The sequence below is a fragment of the Bradyrhizobium sp. SOJA106 genome, assembly GCF_059448745.1.
In genome coordinates this window covers 4,731,755-4,751,182 of the sequence record NZ_CM182549.1, presented here as the reverse complement: position 1 = coordinate 4,751,182, position 19,428 = coordinate 4,731,755, and the positions used below count along the sequence as shown (strand labels likewise).

At 65.5% G+C, this 19,428-nt stretch carries 19 protein-coding genes; 17 read left to right on the top strand and 2 right to left on the bottom strand.

Translation table 11 applies throughout. From position 1 onward, the window contains the following. The first annotated feature begins 7 nt into the window (after positions 1-7). The 12 genes from AC5V87_RS21970 to surE all read left to right on the top strand — a co-directional run bounded on the left by AC5V87_RS21970 (position 8) and on the right by surE (position 12,127). Complete coding sequence (locus AC5V87_RS21970; protein WP_456838316.1) at positions 8-1,216, top strand: deoxyguanosinetriphosphate triphosphohydrolase; 1,209 nt, start codon at positions 8-10, stop codon at positions 1,214-1,216. A gap of 9 nt (positions 1,217-1,225) precedes the next feature. Continuing rightward, the gene (gene argS, locus AC5V87_RS21965) at positions 1,226-3,016 is read left to right on the top strand and encodes an arginine--tRNA ligase (protein WP_495367736.1); all 1,791 of its coding nucleotides are present in this window, start codon (positions 1,226-1,228) and stop codon (positions 3,014-3,016) included. Positions 3,017-3,156: 140 nt separating this feature from the next. After that, a complete protein-coding gene (locus tag AC5V87_RS21960; protein WP_495371930.1) occupies positions 3,157-4,737 on the top strand; it encodes an SPOR domain-containing protein in 1,581 nt (526 codons plus the stop codon). Between the two features lie 46 nt (positions 4,738-4,783). Then, positions 4,784-5,812 (top strand): beta-N-acetylhexosaminidase, encoded by a 1,029-nt coding sequence (gene nagZ, locus AC5V87_RS21955; RefSeq protein ID WP_495367735.1) that lies wholly within the window; start codon positions 4,784-4,786, stop codon positions 5,810-5,812. Further along, complete coding sequence (locus AC5V87_RS21950; protein WP_025036467.1) at positions 5,809-6,648, top strand: segregation and condensation protein A; 840 nt, start codon at positions 5,809-5,811, stop codon at positions 6,646-6,648. The genes nagZ and AC5V87_RS21950 overlap by 4 nt, the downstream gene beginning before the upstream one ends. A gap of 21 nt (positions 6,649-6,669) precedes the next feature. Next, on the top strand, positions 6,670-7,422 hold the full coding sequence (scpB, locus tag AC5V87_RS21945; protein WP_456838319.1) for an SMC-Scp complex subunit ScpB: 753 nt from the start codon (positions 6,670-6,672) through the stop codon (positions 7,420-7,422). Positions 7,423-7,589: 167 nt separating this feature from the next. Further along, positions 7,590-7,823 carry a twin-arginine translocase TatA/TatE family subunit gene (locus AC5V87_RS21940; RefSeq protein ID WP_018642198.1) on the top strand — a complete coding sequence of 78 codons (234 nt, stop codon included), beginning with the start codon at positions 7,590-7,592 and terminating at the stop codon, positions 7,821-7,823. Positions 7,824-7,911: 88 nt separating this feature from the next. Beyond that, on the top strand, positions 7,912-8,421 hold the full coding sequence (tatB, locus tag AC5V87_RS21935; RefSeq protein WP_495367734.1) for a Sec-independent protein translocase protein TatB: 510 nt from the start codon (positions 7,912-7,914) through the stop codon (positions 8,419-8,421). Further along, the gene (tatC, locus tag AC5V87_RS21930) at positions 8,418-9,230 is read left to right on the top strand and encodes a twin-arginine translocase subunit TatC (RefSeq protein ID WP_495367733.1); all 813 of its coding nucleotides are present in this window, start codon (positions 8,418-8,420) and stop codon (positions 9,228-9,230) included. Before tatB ends, tatC begins: the two co-directional genes overlap by 4 nt. Positions 9,231-9,420: 190 nt before the next feature. Further along, the gene (serS, locus tag AC5V87_RS21925; RefSeq protein WP_495367732.1) at positions 9,421-10,752 is read left to right on the top strand and encodes a serine--tRNA ligase; all 1,332 of its coding nucleotides are present in this window, start codon (positions 9,421-9,423) and stop codon (positions 10,750-10,752) included. 143 nt (positions 10,753-10,895) lie between these two features. Next, entirely contained in the window at positions 10,896-11,258 is a 363-nt protein-coding gene (locus AC5V87_RS21920; RefSeq protein ID WP_495367731.1) for a hypothetical protein, read from the top strand. Positions 11,259-11,359: 101 nt separating this feature from the next. Continuing rightward, entirely contained in the window at positions 11,360-12,127 is a 768-nt protein-coding gene (gene surE / locus AC5V87_RS21915; RefSeq protein WP_495367730.1) for a 5'/3'-nucleotidase SurE, read from the top strand. Positions 12,128-12,231: 104 nt separating this feature from the next. Here surE and AC5V87_RS21910 read toward each other — a convergent pair whose 3' ends face one another. Next, positions 12,232-12,603: a response regulator gene (locus AC5V87_RS21910; RefSeq protein WP_456838324.1), complete on the bottom strand. Its 372-nt coding sequence runs from the start codon at positions 12,601-12,603 to the stop codon at positions 12,232-12,234. Positions 12,604-12,842: 239 nt separating this feature from the next. Here AC5V87_RS21910 and AC5V87_RS21905 point away from each other — a divergent pair, with 239 nt between their 5' ends. Together AC5V87_RS21905 and AC5V87_RS21900 are read left to right on the top strand one after the other, a co-directional pair. After that, a complete protein-coding gene (locus AC5V87_RS21905; RefSeq protein ID WP_456838325.1) occupies positions 12,843-13,493 on the top strand; it encodes a protein-L-isoaspartate(D-aspartate) O-methyltransferase in 651 nt (216 codons plus the stop codon). 109 nt (positions 13,494-13,602) lie between these two features. Next, positions 13,603-14,994, top strand: coding sequence for a peptidoglycan DD-metalloendopeptidase family protein (locus AC5V87_RS21900; protein WP_495367729.1), 1,392 nt, complete (start codon positions 13,603-13,605; stop codon positions 14,992-14,994). A gap of 183 nt (positions 14,995-15,177) precedes the next feature. On the opposite strand, the gene AC5V87_RS21895 is transcribed toward AC5V87_RS21900, so the two are convergent. Then, the gene (locus AC5V87_RS21895; RefSeq protein WP_495367728.1) at positions 15,178-16,170 is read right to left on the bottom strand and encodes an ATP-binding protein; all 993 of its coding nucleotides are present in this window, start codon (positions 16,168-16,170) and stop codon (positions 15,178-15,180) included. A 183-nt stretch (positions 16,171-16,353) separates the two neighbouring features. Here AC5V87_RS21895 and yajC point away from each other — a divergent pair, with 183 nt between their 5' ends. Genes yajC through secF form a run of 3 tightly spaced genes read left to right on the top strand, consistent with a single transcriptional unit; the run spans position 16,354 to position 19,406 of the window. Further along, complete coding sequence (gene yajC, locus AC5V87_RS21890; RefSeq protein ID WP_495367727.1) at positions 16,354-16,722, top strand: preprotein translocase subunit YajC; 369 nt, start codon at positions 16,354-16,356, stop codon at positions 16,720-16,722. Between the two features lie 49 nt (positions 16,723-16,771). Beyond that, positions 16,772-18,376: a protein translocase subunit SecD gene (secD, locus tag AC5V87_RS21885; RefSeq protein ID WP_495367726.1), complete on the top strand. Its 1,605-nt coding sequence runs from the start codon at positions 16,772-16,774 to the stop codon at positions 18,374-18,376. 10 nt (positions 18,377-18,386) lie between these two features. Beyond that, entirely contained in the window at positions 18,387-19,406 is a 1,020-nt protein-coding gene (gene secF / locus AC5V87_RS21880; protein WP_456838330.1) for a protein translocase subunit SecF, read from the top strand. The last annotated feature ends 22 nt before the right edge of the window (positions 19,407-19,428 follow it).

Here is a 19,428-nt window from a genome sequence, read left to right as displayed (position 1 = left end):
ATTCGCCGTGTCCGTCGGAATGGCAGCCCCCCGCGCGCCCTATGCCTGCGACCCCGATCGCAGCCGGGGCCGGCTGGTCGCGGAGCCGCCGAGCCGGACCCGCAGCCCGTTCCGGCGGGATTGCGACCGGGTGATCCATTCCACCGCATTCCGCCGCCTCAAGTACAAGACCCAGGTGTTCGTGTTCCATGAGGGCGACCATTATCGCACCCGGCTGACCCATTCGCTGGAGGTGGCGCAGATCGCCCGGGCGCTGGCCCGGCAACTCGGGCTGGACGAGGACCTCACCGAAACCCTGGCGCTCGCCCACGATCTCGGCCACCCGCCGTTCGGGCACGCCGGAGAGCGCGCCCTGGATGCCTGCCTGAAGCAGTTCGGCGGCTTCGATCACAACGCCCAGACGCTTCGCGTCGTCGCCGCGCTGGAGCACCGCTATCCCGAATTCGACGGCCTGAACCTGACCTGGGAGTCGCTGGAAGGCATCGTCAAGCACAACGGCCCCTTGACCGATCGCAGCGGCGCGCCGGTAGGGCGCTATCGCGAGCACGGCGTCCCCGTCGGTATCGCCGATTACATCAAGACCTATGATCTCGAATTGTGGAGCTTCGCCTCGCTGGAAGCCCAGGTCGCCGCGATCGCCGACGACATCGCCTATGACGCTCACGACATCGACGATGGCCTGCGCGCAGGCCTGTTTCATCTCGATGACCTCAAGGTGATGCCGCTCACCGCGGAGATCATCGCCGACACCTCGGTGCATTACCCTGACCTCGAAGACGTCAGGCGCGGCGCCGAACTGGTGCGCGAGCTGATCTCGCACCTGATCGGCGCGGTGTTCGCGGAGGCGCAGAAGAACCTCGACGCCCTGAAGCCGCAATCGGCCCAGGACGTGCGCCAGCAGAGCAGGGCGCTGATCGCGTTCCCGGCCGAGGTCGCCGAGGAGGAAGCCGCCATCAAGAGCTTCCTCTATCAGCACATGTACCGCCACAAGCGGGTGATGCGGGTGATGGGGGAGGCCGAGCAGATCCTGTTCGATCTGTTCGCCAAATACCTGGCATCGCCGGCCGAGCTGCCGCCGGAATGGCTCACGGGGGCGGAGGCGGACAATGAGGGTGACCGGGCCCGCCGGATCGGCAATTTCATTGCCGGAATGACCGACCGTTTCGCCCTGACCGAGCACCAGCGGCTTTTTGACTCGACCCCGGATTTGCGTTAGGCGGCGCCCATGCCCCAGACACCCCCATCCCTGCATTTGTTCGCCGACGTGCTCGCACGCGTGCACGCTGCCTGCCGCGCGCTCGCGGCGGACGCCAACTGGCCCGAGGGCATCGATTTCTCGCGCGTGTTGGTCGAGCCGCCCCGCGATGCCTCCCATGGCGACATGGCGACCAACGCCGCCATGGTGCTTGCGAAAGAGGCAAAGGCAAAGCCCCGCGATCTCGCCGAGCAGATCGCCGAGCGGCTCCGCGCGGACGCGCTGATCGCCAAGGTCGACGTCGCCGGTCCCGGCTTCATCAATCTGACCTTGAAGCCGGCCGCCTGGGCCGAGGCGCTGCGCACGGTGCTGCGCGAGGGTTCTGACTACGGCCGCATCCGCGGCGGCTCCAAGGTCAATGTCGAGTACGTCTCGGCCAATCCGACCGGGCCGATGCATGTCGGCCATTGCCGCGGCGCCGTGTTCGGCGATGCGCTGGCGAGCCTGCTCCAGTTCGCCGGCCACGACGTGATCCGCGAATACTACATCAACGACGCCGGCGCCCAGGTCGACGTGCTGGCCCGCTCCGCGTTTCTCCGCTACCGCGAGGCGCTCGGCGAGGACATCGGCGCGATCCCGGAAGGACTCTATCCCGGCGACTATCTCAAGCCGGTCGGTGCGGCGCTCGCGAAGGAGCACAGCGACAAGCTCCTCGCATTGAGCGAGGCGCAATGGCTGCCGACGGTCCGCGCCAAGGCGATCGCGATGATGATGGACGAGATCAAGGACGATCTCGCCGCCCTCAACATCCGCCACGACGTGTTCTTCTCGGAGCGCTCGCTGATCGAAGGCGGTAACAACAAGGTCGCCGAGACCATCGATTTCCTGCGCGCCAAGGGCGACATCTATGAAGGGCGGCTGCCGCCGCCGAAGGGCGCGCCCGTCGAGGATTGGGAAGACCGCGAGCAGCTGCTGTTCAGGGCGACCGCCTATGGCGACGACGTCGATCGTCCGCTGATCAAGTCGGACAATTCCTACACCTACTTCGCCTCCGACATCGCCTACCACAAGAACAAGTTCGATCGCGGCTTTGCCGAGATGATCGACGTCTGGGGCGCCGACCATGGCGGCTACATCAAGCGCATGCAGGCGGCGGTGAAGGCGACGACCTCGGGCAAGGGATCGCTCGACGTCAAGATCGTCCAGCTCGTGAAGTTGCTGCGCAACGGCGAGCCCGTGAAAATGTCCAAGCGGAGCGGGGACTTCGTCACCTTGCGTGAGGTGGTGGATGAGGTCGGCCAGGACGCCGTCCGGTTCATGATGCTGTACCGCAAGAACGACGCGGTGCTCGACTTCGACCTCGCCAAGGTGATGGAACAGTCGCGCGACAACCCCGTGTTCTATGTCCAGTACGGCCATGCCCGCGGCCACTCGATCTTCCGCAACGCCCGGGCGGAGGTGTTCCCCCAACTGCCGGAGGACACCGGCAAGCGCATCGCCTGGCTCAGTGAGTCGGCGGTGGAACGGCTGTCCGACCCCCTCGAGCTCGACCTTCTCAAGCGCCTCGCAATTTATCCGCGCATGCTGGAAGCTGCCGCCGCAGCTCACGAGCCGCACCGAATCGCCTTCTATCTCTATGACTTAGCGAGCGAATTTCACGCACTTTGGACGAAGGGGCGCGACTTGCCCTATTTACGCTTCATTATCAATAATGATGCAGATCTTACAAAGGCGCGACTGGCAATGGTCCAGGGCGTCGTCTCTATCCTGGCATCGGGCCTCGCCATCCTCGGCGTCCATGCTCCGGACGAGATGCGGTAGTTTGGGGCGAACTACTTAATGGGAATTCGGGGGTAACCGGCAGAAGCCGGATCGCTTAGACTTGGTTGACAGCCTTGTGGGTCGAAAGTCGTGCCTTGGTCGAGGAGCGCGCGGCTTTCCCGAAGGGACGCATCATCACGATGGCCGAACGATATCACAGCAGACCGTTTCCTTCCGATGACTATGGTCGCGGCGGCGACCAGCATGGAAAGGCGGAAAGCGATCCTTTGGCCGAGCTCGCCCGCCTGATCGGTCAGACCGATCCGTTCGCTGCGCAGTCGCCGCCCAGCTTTAGCCCGTCGGCAGCGCGAGCGCCTGCCCAGAGCCATCACGACAACTATTCGCAAGACGATTATCAGCAGGAACATGCCGAGCAGGCTCCGCCGCCTCCGTCCGGGCCGCCATCATGGATGCGGCGCGCCAACGTGCAGCCGCAGCCGGCCCCCGAGCCCGACTATCCTGTCTCTGTGAGCCCGGTCCATCCGCTGCATCGCTATTCAGCCCAGCCGGCCGCGCCCGCGCCTGATTACCATCAGCCGCAGGCGTATCCCGGTCACGGCTATCAGGATCAGGCTCACGCTCAAGCCTATCAGGATCAGGCTTATCAGCAGCCCGGTCAGGCCCACCAGGAGCAAGCCTATCAGGAACCGTATCAGCAGCCCGATCCGTCGCGCTACGACGATGCGCTCTACGGACGGCTGGAGACGGGCGAGCAGGACTATCAACGTGATCCCGCTTATCCCAATGATCCCTACGCGTTCCAGAGTGACTATCCCGAATCCGATCTCGACGAGGACGAGCCGAAGAAGCAGCAGCGCGGCGGCTTGATGACGGTCGCGGCGATCCTCGCGCTCGCCGTCGTCGGCACGGGCGCGGCCTTCGCCTACAAGACCTATGTCGGCTCGCCCCGCAGCGGTGAGCCGCCGATCATCCGGGCCGACAATACGCCGACCAAGATCGTGCCGGCGCCGACGGACGCCTCGGCCAAGGTGCCGGATCGCATGATCAGCGGTGACGGCTCCGAGAAGATCGTGCCGCGCGAAGAGGCGCCGGTCGACGTCAACGCCAAGGCCAGCGGTCCTCGCGTGGTGTTCCCGCCGCTGAACCAGAACGCCAATCCGCCGTCGGTGGCGAGCGTCTCGCCCTCCGCGGTGCCGCCGAGCACAGGTGCGGCGCCGAGCAACGGTACTATGCCGAACAATTCGCCGCGCCCGATCAGGACCGTGGCCGTGCGCGGCGAGCAGGCCGATAGCGCTGCGCCGCAAGCCGCGGCCGCCAAGTCTGCGGCAACAGCGCCGAAGCCCGTCACAGCGCCTGCCGCCGCGCCGCGCAATCCGCCGGCCTCGGCCAATGCCAGCGCCAATCAGCCGATGTCACTGGCCCCGCAGGCAGCGCCTGCCGAGCCGCCGCAGCGGATGGCCGCGACCACCCCGACGCAGATCGCGCCCGCAAGCGGTAGCGGCGGTGGCTACATCGTGCAGGTCTCCTCGCAGCAGACCGAGGAGAGCGCTCACGCCTCGTACCGGGTGCTTCAGAGCAAGTACGGCAGCGTGCTGGGCTCCCGCGCGCCGGTGGTCAAGCGCGTCGACCTCACCGACAAGGGCAAGGGCATCGTCTACCGCGCCTTCGCAGGTCCCTATGGATCGGCCGAGGAGGCGACGCAGGCCTGCAACAGCTTGAAGTCCGCGGGCCTGTCGGCCTGCTTCGTCCAGAGGAATTAACGGCCCTTTCCTTGACCCCCTCGCGGGGCAGGGCTAATCGGCCCTTATGAGCACGCGGGCCTTCATTACCGGCGTTTCCGGAACGGAACTGACCGCCGCCGAGCGGGAGTTTATCCGCAGCGAACGCCCATGGGGTTTCATCCTCTTCAAGCGCAATGTCGCGACCCCGGCGCAAGTTGCTGCACTGGTTACGGAATTGCGGGCCGTTGCGGGCGCCGCTGATGCGCCCATCCTGATCGACCAAGAGGGCGGACGGGTGCAGCGGCTGGGGCCGCCGTATTGGCCGGTCTATCCGCCAGGCGCCGTATTCTCGACCCTGTACGACACTGATTCGGCGCTCGGGCTAACCGCGGCGCGGCTCAGCGCCCGCCTGATCGCAGCCGATCTGGCCGATCTCGGCATCACCGTGGACTGCTTGCCGCTGGCCGACGTGCCGGTGCCTGGGGCCGATGCCGTCATCGGAAACCGGGCCTATGGCACCTCGCCGGAGAAGGTTGCCGCGATCGCCCGCGCGGTCACCGAGGGCCTGGAGCAGGGCGGCGTGCTGCCGGTCCTCAAGCACATCCCCGGGCATGGCCGGGCGACCGCCGACACCCATTTCAAGCTGCCGACGGCCGATACGGCGAGGGCCGAACTCGATCGGACCGACTTCGCGGCGTTCAGGCCACTGGCCGACCTGCCGATGGCCATGACTGCACATGTTGTGTTTAGCGCCGTCGACCCCGCCCATCCGGCGACGACTTCTGCGACAATGATCGCTCAGGTGATTCGCGGCGCAATCGGGTTCCAGGGTTTGTTAATGAGTGATGACGTGTCGATGAACGCGCTGGCGGGCACGATCGCCGAGCGGACCCGCGCCATCTTCGCGGCTGGCTGCGACATCGCCCTGCATTGCAACGGCAACATCGAGGAGATGCGCGAGGTCGCCGGTGAGACACCCGAACTGTCGGGCAGGGCGCTGGAGCGGGCGAACGCCGCGCTCGCAGCGCGCAAGACACCGCAGCCGTTCGACCGTGCGGCCGCGCGCACTGAGCTGGACGCATTGATCGCACGGGCAAGCACGGCATCCGCATGACCGCAGAAATCCTATCGTTCGAAACCGGGCGGCCCGCAGAGCTCGCCGAGGGTGAGCCGGCGCTCGTGGTGGACGTCGAGGGCTATGAGGGCCCGCTCGACCTGCTGCTCGCGCTCGCGCGGCAACAGAAGGTCGACCTCGCCAAGATCTCGATCCTGGCGCTGGCCGACCAGTACCTGCACTTCATCGAGGCGGCGCGAAAGATTCGCCTCGAGCTTGCCGCCGACTACCTCGTAATGGCGGCCTGGCTCGCCTTCCTGAAGTCGCGCCTGCTGCTGCCGGAGCCGCCGAGTGCGGAAGGGCCAAGCGCGGAGCAGATGGCGACGGCGCTCGCCAACCGTCTGCGCCGTCTGGAAGCCATTCGCGAAGCCGCCAACCGCCTGATGAACAGGCCGCAATTGCAGCGCGACATCTTCCCGCGCGGCGAGCCCGAGCAGATCGCCGAGATCAAGCATCCGAAATACACCGCAACGCTCTACGACCTGCTCACCGCCTATGCCGCGCAGCGCCAGTCGCGCGTGCTGGCGAGCGTGCATCTGGCCAAGCGCACGGTGTGGTCGCTCGCGGAAGCGCGCGCCACGCTGGAGCGGCTGGTCGGCAGCATCACCGAACAGGACGATTGGGGCGTTCTCGACGACTTCCTGATCCGGCACGTCGCCGATCCGACGCAGCGCGCGACGGTTTTCGCCTCGAGTTTCGCCGCCGCGCTCGAGCTCGTGCGCGAAGGTCAGCTCGAGCTGAACCAGAAAGAGGCGTTTGCGCCCATCTATTTCCGAAAAGGGCGTCCTAAACCGGTTCCGGACGCAGCTCCTGCGCCCGACGCGCCGGTCGCTTAAGTGCAAGAAGGAGAATCTGCCATGGCAAGCCTGGCTGAAGTGCGGGTAGAAGAGGCCGAGCCGATGGAGAGCGAATCCCAGGCACGTCCCGAAGAATTGCGGCTGCTGGAAGCGCTGCTGTTCGCCTCGAGTGAACCGCTGGATACGGCAACGCTGGCCAAGCGCATGCCCGAGGGCGTCGACGTCAAGGCAGCGCTTGAGCAGCTCCAAGCCGACTATGCCTTGCGCGGCGTGAACCTCGTCCGCGTCGCCAACAAATGGACCTTCCGTACCGCAGGCGATCTGGCCTGGCTGATGACGCGTGAGAGCCACGAGACCCGCCGCCTGTCGCGCGCGGCGATCGAGGTGCTGGCGATCATCGCCTATCACCAGCCGGTGACGCGCGCCGAGATCGAGGAGATCCGCGGCGTCGTCACCTCGAAGGGCACGCTCGACGTGCTGCTGGAGACCGGCTGGATCAAGCCGCGCGGCCGTCGCAAGACGCCCGGCCGCCCGCTGACCTTCGGAACCACCGAGGAATTCCTGTCGCAGTTCACCCTGGAACAGCTCGGCGATCTGCCGGGGCTGGAAGAGCTGAAGGGCACGGGCCTGCTGGATTCGCGTCTGCCGACCGGATTCAGCGTGCCGACGCCGTCGGACGACCCGGCCTTGCGTGAGGACGAGGATCCGCTGGAACCGGGCGAGGACCTTGATCTCGCATTGGCGCCCGCGGCCGAGCCCGAAGCGCCGGAAGGCGGCAATGAGCGCGGTGGCGAAGGCGGCGCTGGAGAGTGACGCCCCGGCGCGTCACAGGCTACCTGCGACCGGTTAACACTAGCAAGATTGCGTAGCGCCAACAGCGAATTGGCGCTGCCTTGGTCCTTGTTTTTGACACCTGCCAAGCCTAGGTTTCGGTAAAGATCGGCCGGGTCCCCGGCCATGCGCGTTTGGAGGGTTGCAGGATGGGTTCACTCAGCATTTGGCACTGGATCTTGGTGATCGCAGTGGTCCTGCTGCTGTTCGGCCGCGGCAAGATTTCGGATCTGATGGGCGACGTGGCGCAGGGCATCAAGGCGTTCAAGAAGGGCATGCAGGACGACGACAAGCCTGCCGAGAAGCCCGAGCCGGCCAAGTCCATCGAGCACAATGCCGCGCCGACCGCGGCGCGCTCCGACGTCGGCAGCAAGGCCGTCTGAGCCAGAGAGCACGCGAGACGCGGGTAGCGGCCCCATCCTGCGCGCAAGGGATTGGGCCGGCAGCGGCTTCGCGTGAACGGAAGACCTCATGTTCGACATCGGGTGGAGTGAACTGGTCCTGATCGGGGTTGTGGCCCTGATCGCCATCGGCCCGAAGGAGCTGCCGGGCGTGCTGCGCATGGTCGGGCAGTGGATGGGCAAGGCGCGCAAGATGGCGGCCGAATTCCAGGGCCAGTTCCAGGAAGCGATGCGCGAGGCCGAAATGGCCGACCTCAAGAAGAGCTTTGACGAGGTCAAGGAGGCCGCCACTGGGTTCAATCCGTTGACCTCTCTGCAGAAGGACGTCAGCGACGCGCTCCGCGTCGATGCGCTGGACAAGCCGGCCGAGACGTCGACCGCCGCTGCGGTCGAGCCGCCCGAGACGCCGACGACTCCGGAAGCGCCGACCCCCAGCACCTTCGTGGAAGCCGAGACCCATGCGGCCGTGAACGAGCCGCTCGCGATTACCCGAGAGGTTGAGCAGGCGCAGGCCACCCAGACCCCGGTGACCCAGGACACCGCGCCATCCGAAGCGATCAAGGACGCCAAAGCGTCATGACCGACGCCGATATCGAGGCCAGCAAGGCCCCGCTGATGGACCATTTGATCGAGCTGCGCTCGCGGCTGATCAAGGCATTGCTCGGTTTTGGCGTGGCTTTCATCTTCTGCTTCTTCTTCGCCAAGCAGATCTACAACGTGCTGGTCTGGCCGTTCGTGTGGGTCGCAGGGCCCGAGAATTCCAAGTTCATCTACACGGCGCTGCTGGAATATTTCATCACGCAGCTGAAGCTTGCGCTGTTCGGCGCCGGCTTCATCTCGTTCCCGATCGTGGCGACGCAGATCTACAAGTTCGTGGCGCCAGGCCTCTACAAGCACGAGAAGCAAGCCTTCCTGCCGTATCTGGTCGCGACCCCGTTCTTCTTCGTGCTGGGCGCTGCGCTGGTCTATTTCGTCGTGCTGCCGATGCTGGTGCGCTTCTCGCTCGGCATGCAGCAGGCCGGCAGCAACGAGACCGCGCAGATCCAGCTCTTGCCCAAGGTCGGCGAATATCTGTCGCTGATGATGTCGCTGATCTTCGCCTTCGGTATCGCCTTCCAGCTTCCGGTGATCCTCACGCTGCTCGGCCGCATCGGCATCATCACCTCGAAGATGCTGCGCGAGAAGCGCCGCTATTTCATCGTCATCGCCTTCGTCATCGCGGCCGTGCTGACCCCGCCGGACGTGCTCAGCCAGTGCTCGCTGGCAATCCCCCTGCTGGCGCTCTACGAGGGCTCGATCATCGCGGTGGCGATGGTGGAGAAGAAGTCGGCGGCTTCCTCGCAAGCCACAGGCACCGACGTCTCGACGCCGGCCAATCCGGCCGAGTAGGGCGTGGTGTCATTCCCCGCGAAGGCGGGGAATCCAGTACGCCGCGGGCCCTTCGGTGAATCACGGACGTCTCTGGAATACTGGATCATCCGCCTTCGCGGATGATGACAGCCGTGCTAGGGAGACGCGCTAATGCAAACGCACAACGTTTCGTCGTTGTATGTTTACGCGCTGATCCAGGACCACAGCCATGCACGACATCAAATCGATCCGCGACAATCCGCAATCCTTCGACGCCGGCCTTGCCAGGCGTGGGCTGAAGCCGTTGTCGGCCTCGCTGCTCGCGATCGATGAGAGGCGGCGTGCTGCGATCCTGGCCTCGGAGCAGGCGCAGGCGCGGCGCAACGCGGCCTCCAAGGAGATCGGCGACGCCAAGAAGGCCAAGGACGAGGCGCGCGCGGCCAAGCTGATGGCCGAGGTGGCCGAGCTCAAGACCACGATGCCGCAGCTCGAAGCGGCCGCGAAGGCTGCCGACGAGGAGCTGACGAAGGAGCTGTCCGCAATCCCGAACATTCCGTTCGACGAAGTGCCCGATGGCGTCGACGAGCATGGCAACGTGCAGCACCACGTGTTCGGCAACAAGCGCAGCTACGGCTTCACACCAAAACTGCACGACGATCTCGGCACCGCGCTCGGCTACATGGATTTCGAGGCGGCGGCAAAGCTGTCCGGCGCGCGCTTTGTCGTGCTGAAGAAGGGGTTGGCGCGGCTCGAACGCGCGATCGGCCAGTTCATGCTCGACCTGCACACCAATGAGCACGGCTACACCGAGATCAACCCGCCGCTGCTGGTGCGCAACGAGGTGATGTTCGGCACCGGGCAATTGCCGAAATTCGAGGACGATCAGTTTTGGGCGATCAAGGGCGAGCTTCTCGCCGCGCCCGATCACGAGCGGCTGAAGACCGAACGCCTCGGCTTGATCCCGACGGCGGAGGTCTCGCTCACCAATCTCGTGCGCGAATCCATCCTCGACGAGAAGCAATTGCCGATGCGCCTCACCGCACTGACGCCGTGCTTCCGTGCCGAGGCGGGCGCGGCCGGGCGCGACACCCGCGGCATGATCCGCCAACACCAGTTCACCAAGGTCGAGCTGGTCTCGATCACGACGCCGGAGACCAGCAAGGACGAGCTGGAGCGGATGCTGTCCTGCGCCGAGCAGGTGCTCCAGAGGCTCGGCCTGCACTACCGCGTGATGACGCTCTGCGCAGGAGACATGGGTTTCTCGTCGCATAAAACCTACGACATCGAGGTCTGGATGCCCGGGCAGGGCGAGGGCGGCATGTTCCGCGAGATCTCGAGCTGTTCGGTCTGCGGCGATTTCCAGGCGCGGCGCATGGATGCGCGCTCGCGCGGGCCTGACGGCAAGCCGCGCTTCGTGCACACGCTGAACGGCTCCGGCACCGCGGTCGGCCGCGCGCTGATCGCCGTGATGGAAACCTATCAGCAGGAGGACGGCTCGATCGCCGTGCCGGATGTGCTGCAGCCCTATATGGGCGGCGTCAAGGTGGTTGCTCGCGACTAGAGCGTTCTCGAGCGAAGTGCATAGCGGGTCGCGTCAAGCAGGAATTGCGCGTTAATCGCCTGAAACCAAAGAAACGTTTGGTTGCGAAGATCGGGCGGCCGGTTATCCTGCCGGCCAATCCGACAACGCGAACCCGACTGTTCATGGCCTTGCACCGCGATATTTTCTGGGTCGGCAGACAATGGGCGGTGACGGGTGCCGGCATCCAGGCTGTCGACCAGCGGCTGCGCGGAGCGCTCGACATCGACATCGCGCGGCTCTGGGATGAGGGTCTCGTGCGGAGCCGGCGGGCCAAGCCGGGGGTCAACGCGGTTGACTTCGACAAGGCGCTGACGGTGGCACGCGAACGTTTTCCGCAGGTGCCAGATGCAGCCCCGATCGTTGCACAATTGGAGACGCTCGGCGTGATCGAGGCTCCCGTCGTGAGCGCAGCTGTCCCGGCGATGAAGCTGCGCACCGAAGGCCGGCTCGCGCGCTTCCTGCCGCAATGGCGCATCCGCAGGTAGCCGGCGGGCCGGGAACCCGGGGCTGCCGGGCGGCCCGGTTTGCCTGATCAGGCAGAGCCGGATAAGACGGCTCGGACCAAGTTTCAGGAACAACCTTTCGCATGCGCATTCTCTGCACCAATGACGACGGTATCCATGCCCCCGGCCTCAAGGTCGTGGAGGAGATCGCGCAGGCGCTGTCCGACGACGTCTGGGTCGTCGCGCCCGAGCTCGACCAGTCCGGTGTGTCGCATTCGCTGTCGCTGAACGACCCCTTGCGCTTGCGCGAGGTCGGGCCGCGGCACTTCGCCGTGCGCGGCACGCCGACCGACTGCGTCATCATGGGCGCGCGGCACATCCTCGGCACCAAGCCCCCGGATCTCGTGCTGTCGGGCGTCAACAAGGGCCGCAACGTTGCCGAGGACGTGGTCTATTCCGGCACCATCGCCGGCGCGCTCGAAGGCACCATCCTGGGGCTGCCGTCATTCGCGCTGTCGCAGGAGTTCAGCGTCGAGACGCGCGAACGGCCGCCGTGGGACACCGCGCGCAAGTTCGGCCCGGACATCCTGCGCAAGGTAATTGCCGCCGGCATCCCCAAGGACACCGTCATCAACGTCAATTTCCCGTCCTGCGCGCCGGAGGATGTGCTGGGCATCCGCGTCACGCGCCAGGGCAAGCGCAATCTCGGCTTCCTCAGGATCGACGAGCGCAGGGACGGCCGCGGCAATCCCTATTTCTGGATCGGCTTCGAGCGCGCGGCGATGATGGACACGCCGGCGGACGGCACGGATCTCGCGGCGCTTCGCGAGCGTTACGTCTCGGTCACCCCGCTCCGGCTCGACCGCACCAATGAAGCGTTTTCCGCAGCGCTGAGCGCGACGCTGAAATAGCAGCTAAAGCGCGATGAGATTTGGATGAATCGTCATCGCGCTTTAGGTTGTTGTTTGCGCATGATCTTTCCGGAAAACCGCTTCGCACTTTTCCGGATCATGCTTTAGCCGCCGCGAAGCGCGGCTTCGATGGTCTTGCCGAGCGCATCGAGCTGGAACGGCTTCTGCAGCGACGGCCGGTCGCGGTACTGCTCGGGCAGGCCGGAGGAGCCGTAGCCGGTGGCGAAGATGAACGGGCAGCCCTTTGCCTTGATGAGGTCGGCGACCGGCGAGATCACCTTGCCGTTGACGTTGACGTCGAGAATGGCGATGTCGAACTCGGTCGCCTGGGCGAGCCGCATGGCTTCGGTGATATCGCCGGCTTCGGCGGCGACCTTGTAACCGAGCTCTTCGAGCATGTCCGCGACCATCATCCTGATCATCACCTCGTCCTCGACGAGGAACACAGAGCGGCCCGAAAGCCCTGTCGCAGTCATTGTCGTTGAGTCCTTGCCCATCTAAGGAAAACGTTCGCAGATAACACGAATCGACGCAATGCGAGTTTCGGCGATCGGAGGCCTGAAAATGGCCTTTGCGGTCAGGCCTCTGCAAGGCAATTTGTGGTCAAATACCTCGGCAAGAAGCTATCATGGGTTCCGGAATAGGAACAAGATTCTTGCGCCGTGTCTTAGCAAGGGCGCGACGATCCGGACCTGACGAGACGACATAAGCAGCGATGACCCCCAATCAGCACCCGCCGGAAAAGATGATGTTTCAGCTCACGCTGAGGCGTCGGGGCATCAGCGATCAGGCGGTGCTGCGCACCATGGAGGAGGTGCCGCGCGACGAGTTCGTCGACGAGGCCGATCGCGAGGGGGCCTATCGCGACAGCGCGCTGCCGATCGCCTGCGGGCAGACCATCAGCCAGCCCTTCGTCGTCGCCTACATGACCGAGCAGCTCCAGCTCCAGAAGCAGCACCGTGTGCTCGAAATCGGCACTGGCTCCGGCTACCAGGCCGCGGTGCTGTCGCGGCTCGCAGGGCAGGTGCTGACGGTCGAGCGCTATCGCAGGCTTGCCGACACGGCGCGCGCCCGGCTCGAAAAGCTCGGCTGTCACAATGTCGAGGTGATGCTCGGCGACGGTCTCAACCTGCCGCCCAATATCGGCCCGTTCGACCGCATCATCGTCACCGCCGCCGTGGAGCAGCTTCCGGAGAACCTGGTCCAGCGGCTCGAGGTCGGGGGCATCCTGATCGCCCCGGTCGGCCCGCATCAGGGCGTGCAGACGCTGATCCGCCTGACCCGGACCGAAGCGGGGATCGAGCGCAAGGAACTCGTCGAGGTGCGCTTCGTGCCCGCGCTGCCCGGCGTGGCGCGGGAGCTGTAGAATTCCGGATCGGCTGTGCCGCCAACATCTTATTGGGAGGGTTAAGCCGTTATTTACTCGGCGCGTGTTTACTTAAAAGACCAGTTCTGTTGCGTACGAGTGAGTAACCATGTCTGTTGTCGCCGAGTTGCTTTACTCGCGCCGCGTGCCGCAGGTCGCGGTGCTGGCGCTGATTTCCTTCAGCTTCGCAGGGTGCAGCGCCGACATGTCGACGCGGCTGTCCCAATCGAATTTCTCCAATCCCTTCTCGTCCGAGCAGACCGGTTCGGTGCAGCAGGCTCCGCCGCCGCAGCGTGAGCTGCCGCAATATGCGCGCCCGCAAACCCAGCCCGGCTCCTACCAGTCGCAGCCTTTGCCACCGCCCGCAGTGTCCACGCCGCAATCCTATCCCGTCACGTCGGGCGGCGGCGTGTCCGGAGGCGGGCGGGGCGTCAGCTCTTATGCGCCCCCGTCGCAGCCGCATCTCGAGACCACCGCCACCGTGCCGCCGCGCTCGGTCGCGGCGGCCCAGCCGGCCGGTGTGACCAAGATCATCGTCGGCACCAGCGATACGCTCGACGTGCTCGCCAAGCGCTATCACGTCACGCCGCAGGCGATCCTCGCCGCCAACGGCTACAAGGGCCCGCGCGCGCTTTCGCCCGGCCAACAGCTGATCATTCCGCATCCGGCCACCGCGGCTGCGCCCGCGCCAGCTGCCGTCGCAGCAGCTCCGGCGACGGCGCCTGCCGCCAAGTCCGTTGCGACCGCCACTACGCCGCCGAGCGTCCATTTCGTCAACCGTGGCGATACGCTCGCCAGCATCGCCCGCAAGAACCACATCTCGGCGGCCGAGCTCGCCCGCGCCAATGGCCTCGAGCCGTCGGCCAAGCTCAAGCTCGGCACCAAGCTGAGCGTGCCCGGCGCCAAGACCGCTGCGGCTGCAGCGCCGGTTGCAGCGGCTCCTCTCGCAGCCGCTCCCGTTGCTGGAACGCTTCAGCCCGTCGCGGCTGCGCCGGCGGCCGGAACCACCAAGATGGCGGCCGCCGCGCCCGTGCAGAGCGCGCGCCTCGCACAAGCCACGGCCAATGTCGAAGAGAAGCCCGCCGAAACCCCGGCGAAGGCTGCGGAAGCCACCGGCGCGCTGCCGACCTTCCGCTGGCCGGTGCGCGGCAAGGTGGTCACGAGCTATGGCGCCAAGACCAATGGCAAGTCCAATGACGGCATCAATCTCGCGGTGCCCGAGGGCACCCCGGTCAAGGCGGCTGAAGACGGCGTCGTCGCCTATTCCGGCAACGAGCTGAAAGGTTACGGCAATCTGGTCCTGGTTCGGCACTCCAACGGCTACGTCACCGCATATGCCCATGCGAGTGAGCTGTTGGTGAAGCGCGGCGATACCATCAAGCGCGGTCAAGTCATTGCCAAGTCGGGTCAATCCGGGGAGGTGGCGTCGCCGCAGCTCCACTTCGAGATTCGCAAGGGATCGAGCCCGGTTGACCCGCTTCAATTCCTGAACGGGGCGTGAGGCGAGCAGCGTCTGTAGAGACGGACCACGCTGCCGCCACATACAAGCTGTCATCGTCCGCCTTGTGGGCGCAGTTGCGCAGTGAGGCGGAGGATCCAGTATTCCAGAGACGGCGGGTGTTGAGCCGATAAGCCGCGGCGTACTGGATTCCCGCTTTCGCGGTGGATGTAGCGACAGCTCCCGCTAGTTCGCCGTCAGCTTCACGCCGAGCCGTCCTGCAAGCTCCTGCACGAACTGCCAGGCGACGCGGCCCGAGCGGGAGCCGCGCGTGGTCGACCATTCCAGCGCCTCGCGCTCCAGCGCCTCGTCGTCGACCTTGATGCCGAAATGACTGCAATAGCCGCGGACCATGGCGAGATATTCGTCCTGGCTGCAGCGGTGGAAGCCGAGCCACAGCCCAAAGCGATCCGACAGCGAGACTTTCTCCTCGACGGCTTCGCCGGGATTGATCGCGGTCGAGCGCTCGTTCTCGATCATGTCACGCGCCAGCAGATGACGGCGGTTGGAGGTGGCGTAGAGGATGACGTTCTCGGGCCGGCCCTCGATGCCGCCTTCGAGCACGGCCTTGAGCGATTTGTAGGACGCATCATTGCCGTCGAAGGAGAGGTCATCGATGAACACGATGAAGCGGAAGTTGGCGTCGCGGAGCTTCTCCATCAGCATCGGCAGCGTTTCGATGTCCTCGCGGTGGATCTCGATCAGCTTCAGCCTGTCGGCGGCTTTGCGTTCCGCATTGATGCTGGCATGCGCGGCCTTCACCAGCGACGACTTGCCCATGCCACGCGCGCCCCAGAGCAGGGCGTTGTTGGCGGGCAGGCCGTTGGCGAAGCGCTCGGTGTTCTCCATCAGGATGTCGCGCATCCGGTCGACGCCCTTGAGCAGGAACAGCTCGACGCGGCTGACCCGCGGCACCGGCGCAAGGCGGCCATCGGGGTGCCAGACATAGGCGTCCGCCCGGTCGAACGAGGCGCCTTCGGCGATCGGCTTGCCCTGGGCGGCAAGGTGCGCCGCGATCGTCTCCAGCGCGCGGATGACGCGTTCCTGGTTAAATTCCGAGGCTGCTGTGGCGGCTGCCGTAACGGGCCCCTTGGGGCGATTTGCCGCGACGAGGGCGGGCTTCCTGGCAGGGGTACGGGGGCCTTTGCCGGCCGGGCTTTTGCTTGGTTTTTTGGGCATGTCCGAAGTTCCTGAGAACGCAGCCTTATCGGGCCTGACGGCGCGCCGCAAGGTGGCCAAATCGACGGTCTGGCAGCGTTGCAATTGGGGCGGTGGCCGCTATAGTCCGCGCGAATTTGACCGAACCGGTCGCCTTTGAGGGCCTGACCGGCTGTCCCCCGTTCTCACGAGGATCGTCCGAAAATGTTGATTACCCCTGCGTATGCCCAGGCTGCGGGCGCCGGCGACACCAACAGCATGTTGATGTCGCTGCTGCCGTTCGCCCTGATCTTCGTGATCATGTACTTCCTGATTCTGCGTCCGCAGCAGAAGAAGGTCCGCGACCATGCCGACCTCGTGAAGAACATCCGCCGCGGCGACACCGTCGTGACCTCGGGCGGCCTCGTCGGCAAGGTCACCAAGGTCGTCGACGACGACCAGATCGAGTTCGAGATCTCCGATGGCGTGCGCGTGCGGCAGATGCGCCAGATGATCTCGGGCGTGCGCGCCAAGGGCGAGCCCGCCAAGGACAGCTCGAAGGAAAGCGCAAAGGACGACACCGCGGCCAAGTGAGCGCTTTGCCGCGAGCATCTCAAGTCTCCTGATCTGACAGGTTCAGTCGATGTTGTATTTCACGCGGTGGAGGGCGCTGGGGATTATCCTGACAGCGCTGATCGTGTGCCTCTGCGCGGTCCCTAACTTCTTTCCCGAAGCGCAGGTCAAGACCTGGCCCGCTTGGGCGCAGCGCCGGCTCGTGCTCGGCCTTGACCTCCAGGGCGGCTCCTATCTGCTGCTCGAGGTCGATGCTGCCTATGTGAAGAAGGAGCGGCTCGACCAGATCCGTGACGACGTTCGCCGGACGCTGCGCGATGCCAAGATCGGCTTCACCGGCGGCGTCACCGTGCGCAACGACGCGGCCGAGGTGCGCATTACCAAGGAGACAGACGTGCAGCCGGCGCTCGCCAAGCTGCGCGAGCTGTCCCAGCCGCTGGGCGGTCTGATGGGATCGAGCGGTCAGCGCGACCTCGAGGTGACCGATGCCGGCGGCGGCGTGATCCGCCTGACCATCCCGCAGGCCGCGATGCTCGACCGCATGCGCAAGACCATCGAGCAATCGATCCAGATCGTCGAGCGCCGCGTCAACGAGCTCGGCACCGTCGAGCCGGTCATCCAGCGCCAGGGCAACGACCGAATCCTGGTGCAGGTCCCCGGCCTTCAGGACCCGACTCGCCTGAAGGAATTGCTGGGCAAGACCGCGAAGATGGAATTCCGCATGGTCGACACTTCCGTGCCGCCGGATCAGGCGCAGCAGGGCAGGTTGCCGCCGGAATCCGAGCTCCTGATGAGCGCCTCGCCGCCGCCGACGCCTTACGTGGTCAAGAAGCAGGTGCTGGTCGCCGGCGGCGACCTCACCGACGCCCAGGCAAGCTTCGACCAGCGCACCGGCGAGCCGGTCGTCAGCTTCAAGTTCAATACGTCGGGCGCGCGCAAATTTGCGCAGGCGACGCAGGAAAACGTGGGACTGCCCTTCGCGATCGTGCTCGACAACAAGGTGATCTCGGCGCCCGTGATCCGCGAGCCCATCACCGGCGGCCAGGGCCAGATCTCCGGCAGCTTCACCGTGCAATCGGCCAACGATCTCGCCATCCTGCTGCGCGCCGGCGCGCTGCCGGCGCCGCTGACCGTGGTCGAGGAGCGCACCGTCGGCCCGGGCCTCGGCCAGGACTCGATCGAGAAGGGCGAGCTTGCGGCCTATGTCGGCTCAATCCTCGTCGTCGTGTTCATGCTGCTGACCTACCGGCTGTTCGGCGTGTTCGCCAACATTGCGGTGACCATCAACGTCGCCATGATCTTCGGCCTGCTGTCGCTGCTCAATGCCACGCTGACGCTGCCCGGCATTGCCGGCATCGTGCTCACCGTCGGTATCGCGGTGGATAGCAACGTGCTGATCTACGAGCGTATCCGCGAGGAGCTGCGCGGCGGCCGCAACGCGATCTCAGCGATCGACGCCGGGTTCAAGCGCGCGCTCGCGACCATCCTCGATTCCAACATCACCACCTTCATTGCTGCCGCGGTGCTGTTCTACATCGGCACCGGCCCGGTGCGCGGCTTCGCCGTGACACTCGGCATCGGCATCATCACCACGGTGTTCACCGCCTTCACCCTGACCCGGCTGATCGTCGCCTGGTGGGTGCGGTGGAAGCGGCCGCAGAGCGTGCCGATCTAGGAGCCTGATCGTGACTCACACCGTTCTCATCGGGCTCGGCGTCCTGATTGCCGTCCTGACCGTGGTCGCAGCCCTCGGCGTGCTGCCGTCGCTGCGCATCGTTCCGGACAACACGCATTTCGACTTCACGCGCTTCCGCCGCATCAGCTTCCCGATCTCGGCGGCGCTGTCGATCGTCGCAATCACGCTGTTTTTCACCCACGGCCTGAACCTCGGCATCGACTTCAAGGGAGGCACGCTCCTTGAGGTGAAGGCGAAGTCCGGCACCGCCGACATCGCGGCGATGCGCACCAAGCTCGACGCCTTGGGTCTCGGCGAAGTCCAGTTGCAGCAGTTCGGCGGCCCCGAGAACGTCCTGATCCGTGTTGCGGAACAGCCGGGGGGCGACGCCGCCCAGCAGGCGGCCTTGCAGAAGCTTCGTGGCGCGCTCGGCGACAGCGTCGACATTCAGCGCACCGAAGTGCTCGGTCCGCGCGTCGCCGGTGAGCTCTTGGCCTACGGCATGCTCGGCCTGATGCTCGCGATCGTCGCGATCCTGATCTATCTCTGGTTCCGCTTCGAATGGCAGTTCGCGCTCGGCGCTATGATCGCCAACGTGCACGACATCGTGCTGACGATCGGCTTCATGTCGATCAGCCAGGTCGATTTCGACCTGACCAGCATCGCGGCGCTGCTGACGATTCTGGGCTATTCGCTCAACGACACCGTCGTCATCTACGACCGCATCCGTGAGATGCTGCGGCGCTACAAGAAGATGCCGATGCCGCAGCTGCTCAACGAATCCATCAACTCGACTCTGTCGCGCTCGATCATCACTCACTTCACCGTGACGTTGGCCCTGCTGGCGCTGCTGCTGTTCGGTGGTCATGCCATCCACAGCTTCACGGCGGTGATGATGTTCGGCGTGGTGCTGGTCGGCACCTACACCTCGATCTTCATCGCGGCTCCGATCCTGATCTATCTCGGCGTCGGCGAGCACCGCGAGGATGCGCCTGATACGGCTGCGCCGGCGAAGAAAAGCAAGGCGTGATCCGAACCCTATGCCCTCGCAC

Coding starts and splice junctions, on each gene's coding strand:
- tatB (WP_495367734.1), top strand. CDS start 7,912: ATGTTCGACATCGGGTGGAGTGAACTGGTCCTGATCGGGGTTGTGGCC.
- secD (WP_495367726.1), top strand. CDS start 16,772: ATGTTGTATTTCACGCGGTGGAGGGCGCTGGGGATTATCCTGACAGCG.
- AC5V87_RS21905 (WP_456838325.1), top strand. CDS start 12,843: ATGACCCCCAATCAGCACCCGCCGGAAAAGATGATGTTTCAGCTCACG.
- argS (WP_495367736.1), top strand. CDS start 1,226: ATGCCCCAGACACCCCCATCCCTGCATTTGTTCGCCGACGTGCTCGCA.
- AC5V87_RS21920 (WP_495367731.1), top strand. CDS start 10,896: ATGGCCTTGCACCGCGATATTTTCTGGGTCGGCAGACAATGGGCGGTG.
- AC5V87_RS21940 (WP_018642198.1), top strand. CDS start 7,590: ATGGGTTCACTCAGCATTTGGCACTGGATCTTGGTGATCGCAGTGGTC.
- AC5V87_RS21950 (WP_025036467.1), top strand. CDS start 5,809: ATGACCGCAGAAATCCTATCGTTCGAAACCGGGCGGCCCGCAGAGCTC.
- yajC (WP_495367727.1), top strand. CDS start 16,354: ATGTTGATTACCCCTGCGTATGCCCAGGCTGCGGGCGCCGGCGACACC.
- AC5V87_RS21960 (WP_495371930.1), top strand. CDS start 3,157: ATGGCCGAACGATATCACAGCAGACCGTTTCCTTCCGATGACTATGGT.
- nagZ (WP_495367735.1), top strand. CDS start 4,784: ATGAGCACGCGGGCCTTCATTACCGGCGTTTCCGGAACGGAACTGACC.
- AC5V87_RS21910 (WP_456838324.1), bottom strand. CDS start 12,603: ATGACTGCGACAGGGCTTTCGGGCCGCTCTGTGTTCCTCGTCGAGGAC.
- scpB (WP_456838319.1), top strand. CDS start 6,670: ATGGCAAGCCTGGCTGAAGTGCGGGTAGAAGAGGCCGAGCCGATGGAG.
- AC5V87_RS21900 (WP_495367729.1), top strand. CDS start 13,603: ATGTCTGTTGTCGCCGAGTTGCTTTACTCGCGCCGCGTGCCGCAGGTC.
- serS (WP_495367732.1), top strand. CDS start 9,421: ATGCACGACATCAAATCGATCCGCGACAATCCGCAATCCTTCGACGCC.
- surE (WP_495367730.1), top strand. CDS start 11,360: ATGCGCATTCTCTGCACCAATGACGACGGTATCCATGCCCCCGGCCTC.
- tatC (WP_495367733.1), top strand. CDS start 8,418: ATGACCGACGCCGATATCGAGGCCAGCAAGGCCCCGCTGATGGACCAT.
- AC5V87_RS21895 (WP_495367728.1), bottom strand. CDS start 16,170: ATGCCCAAAAAACCAAGCAAAAGCCCGGCCGGCAAAGGCCCCCGTACC.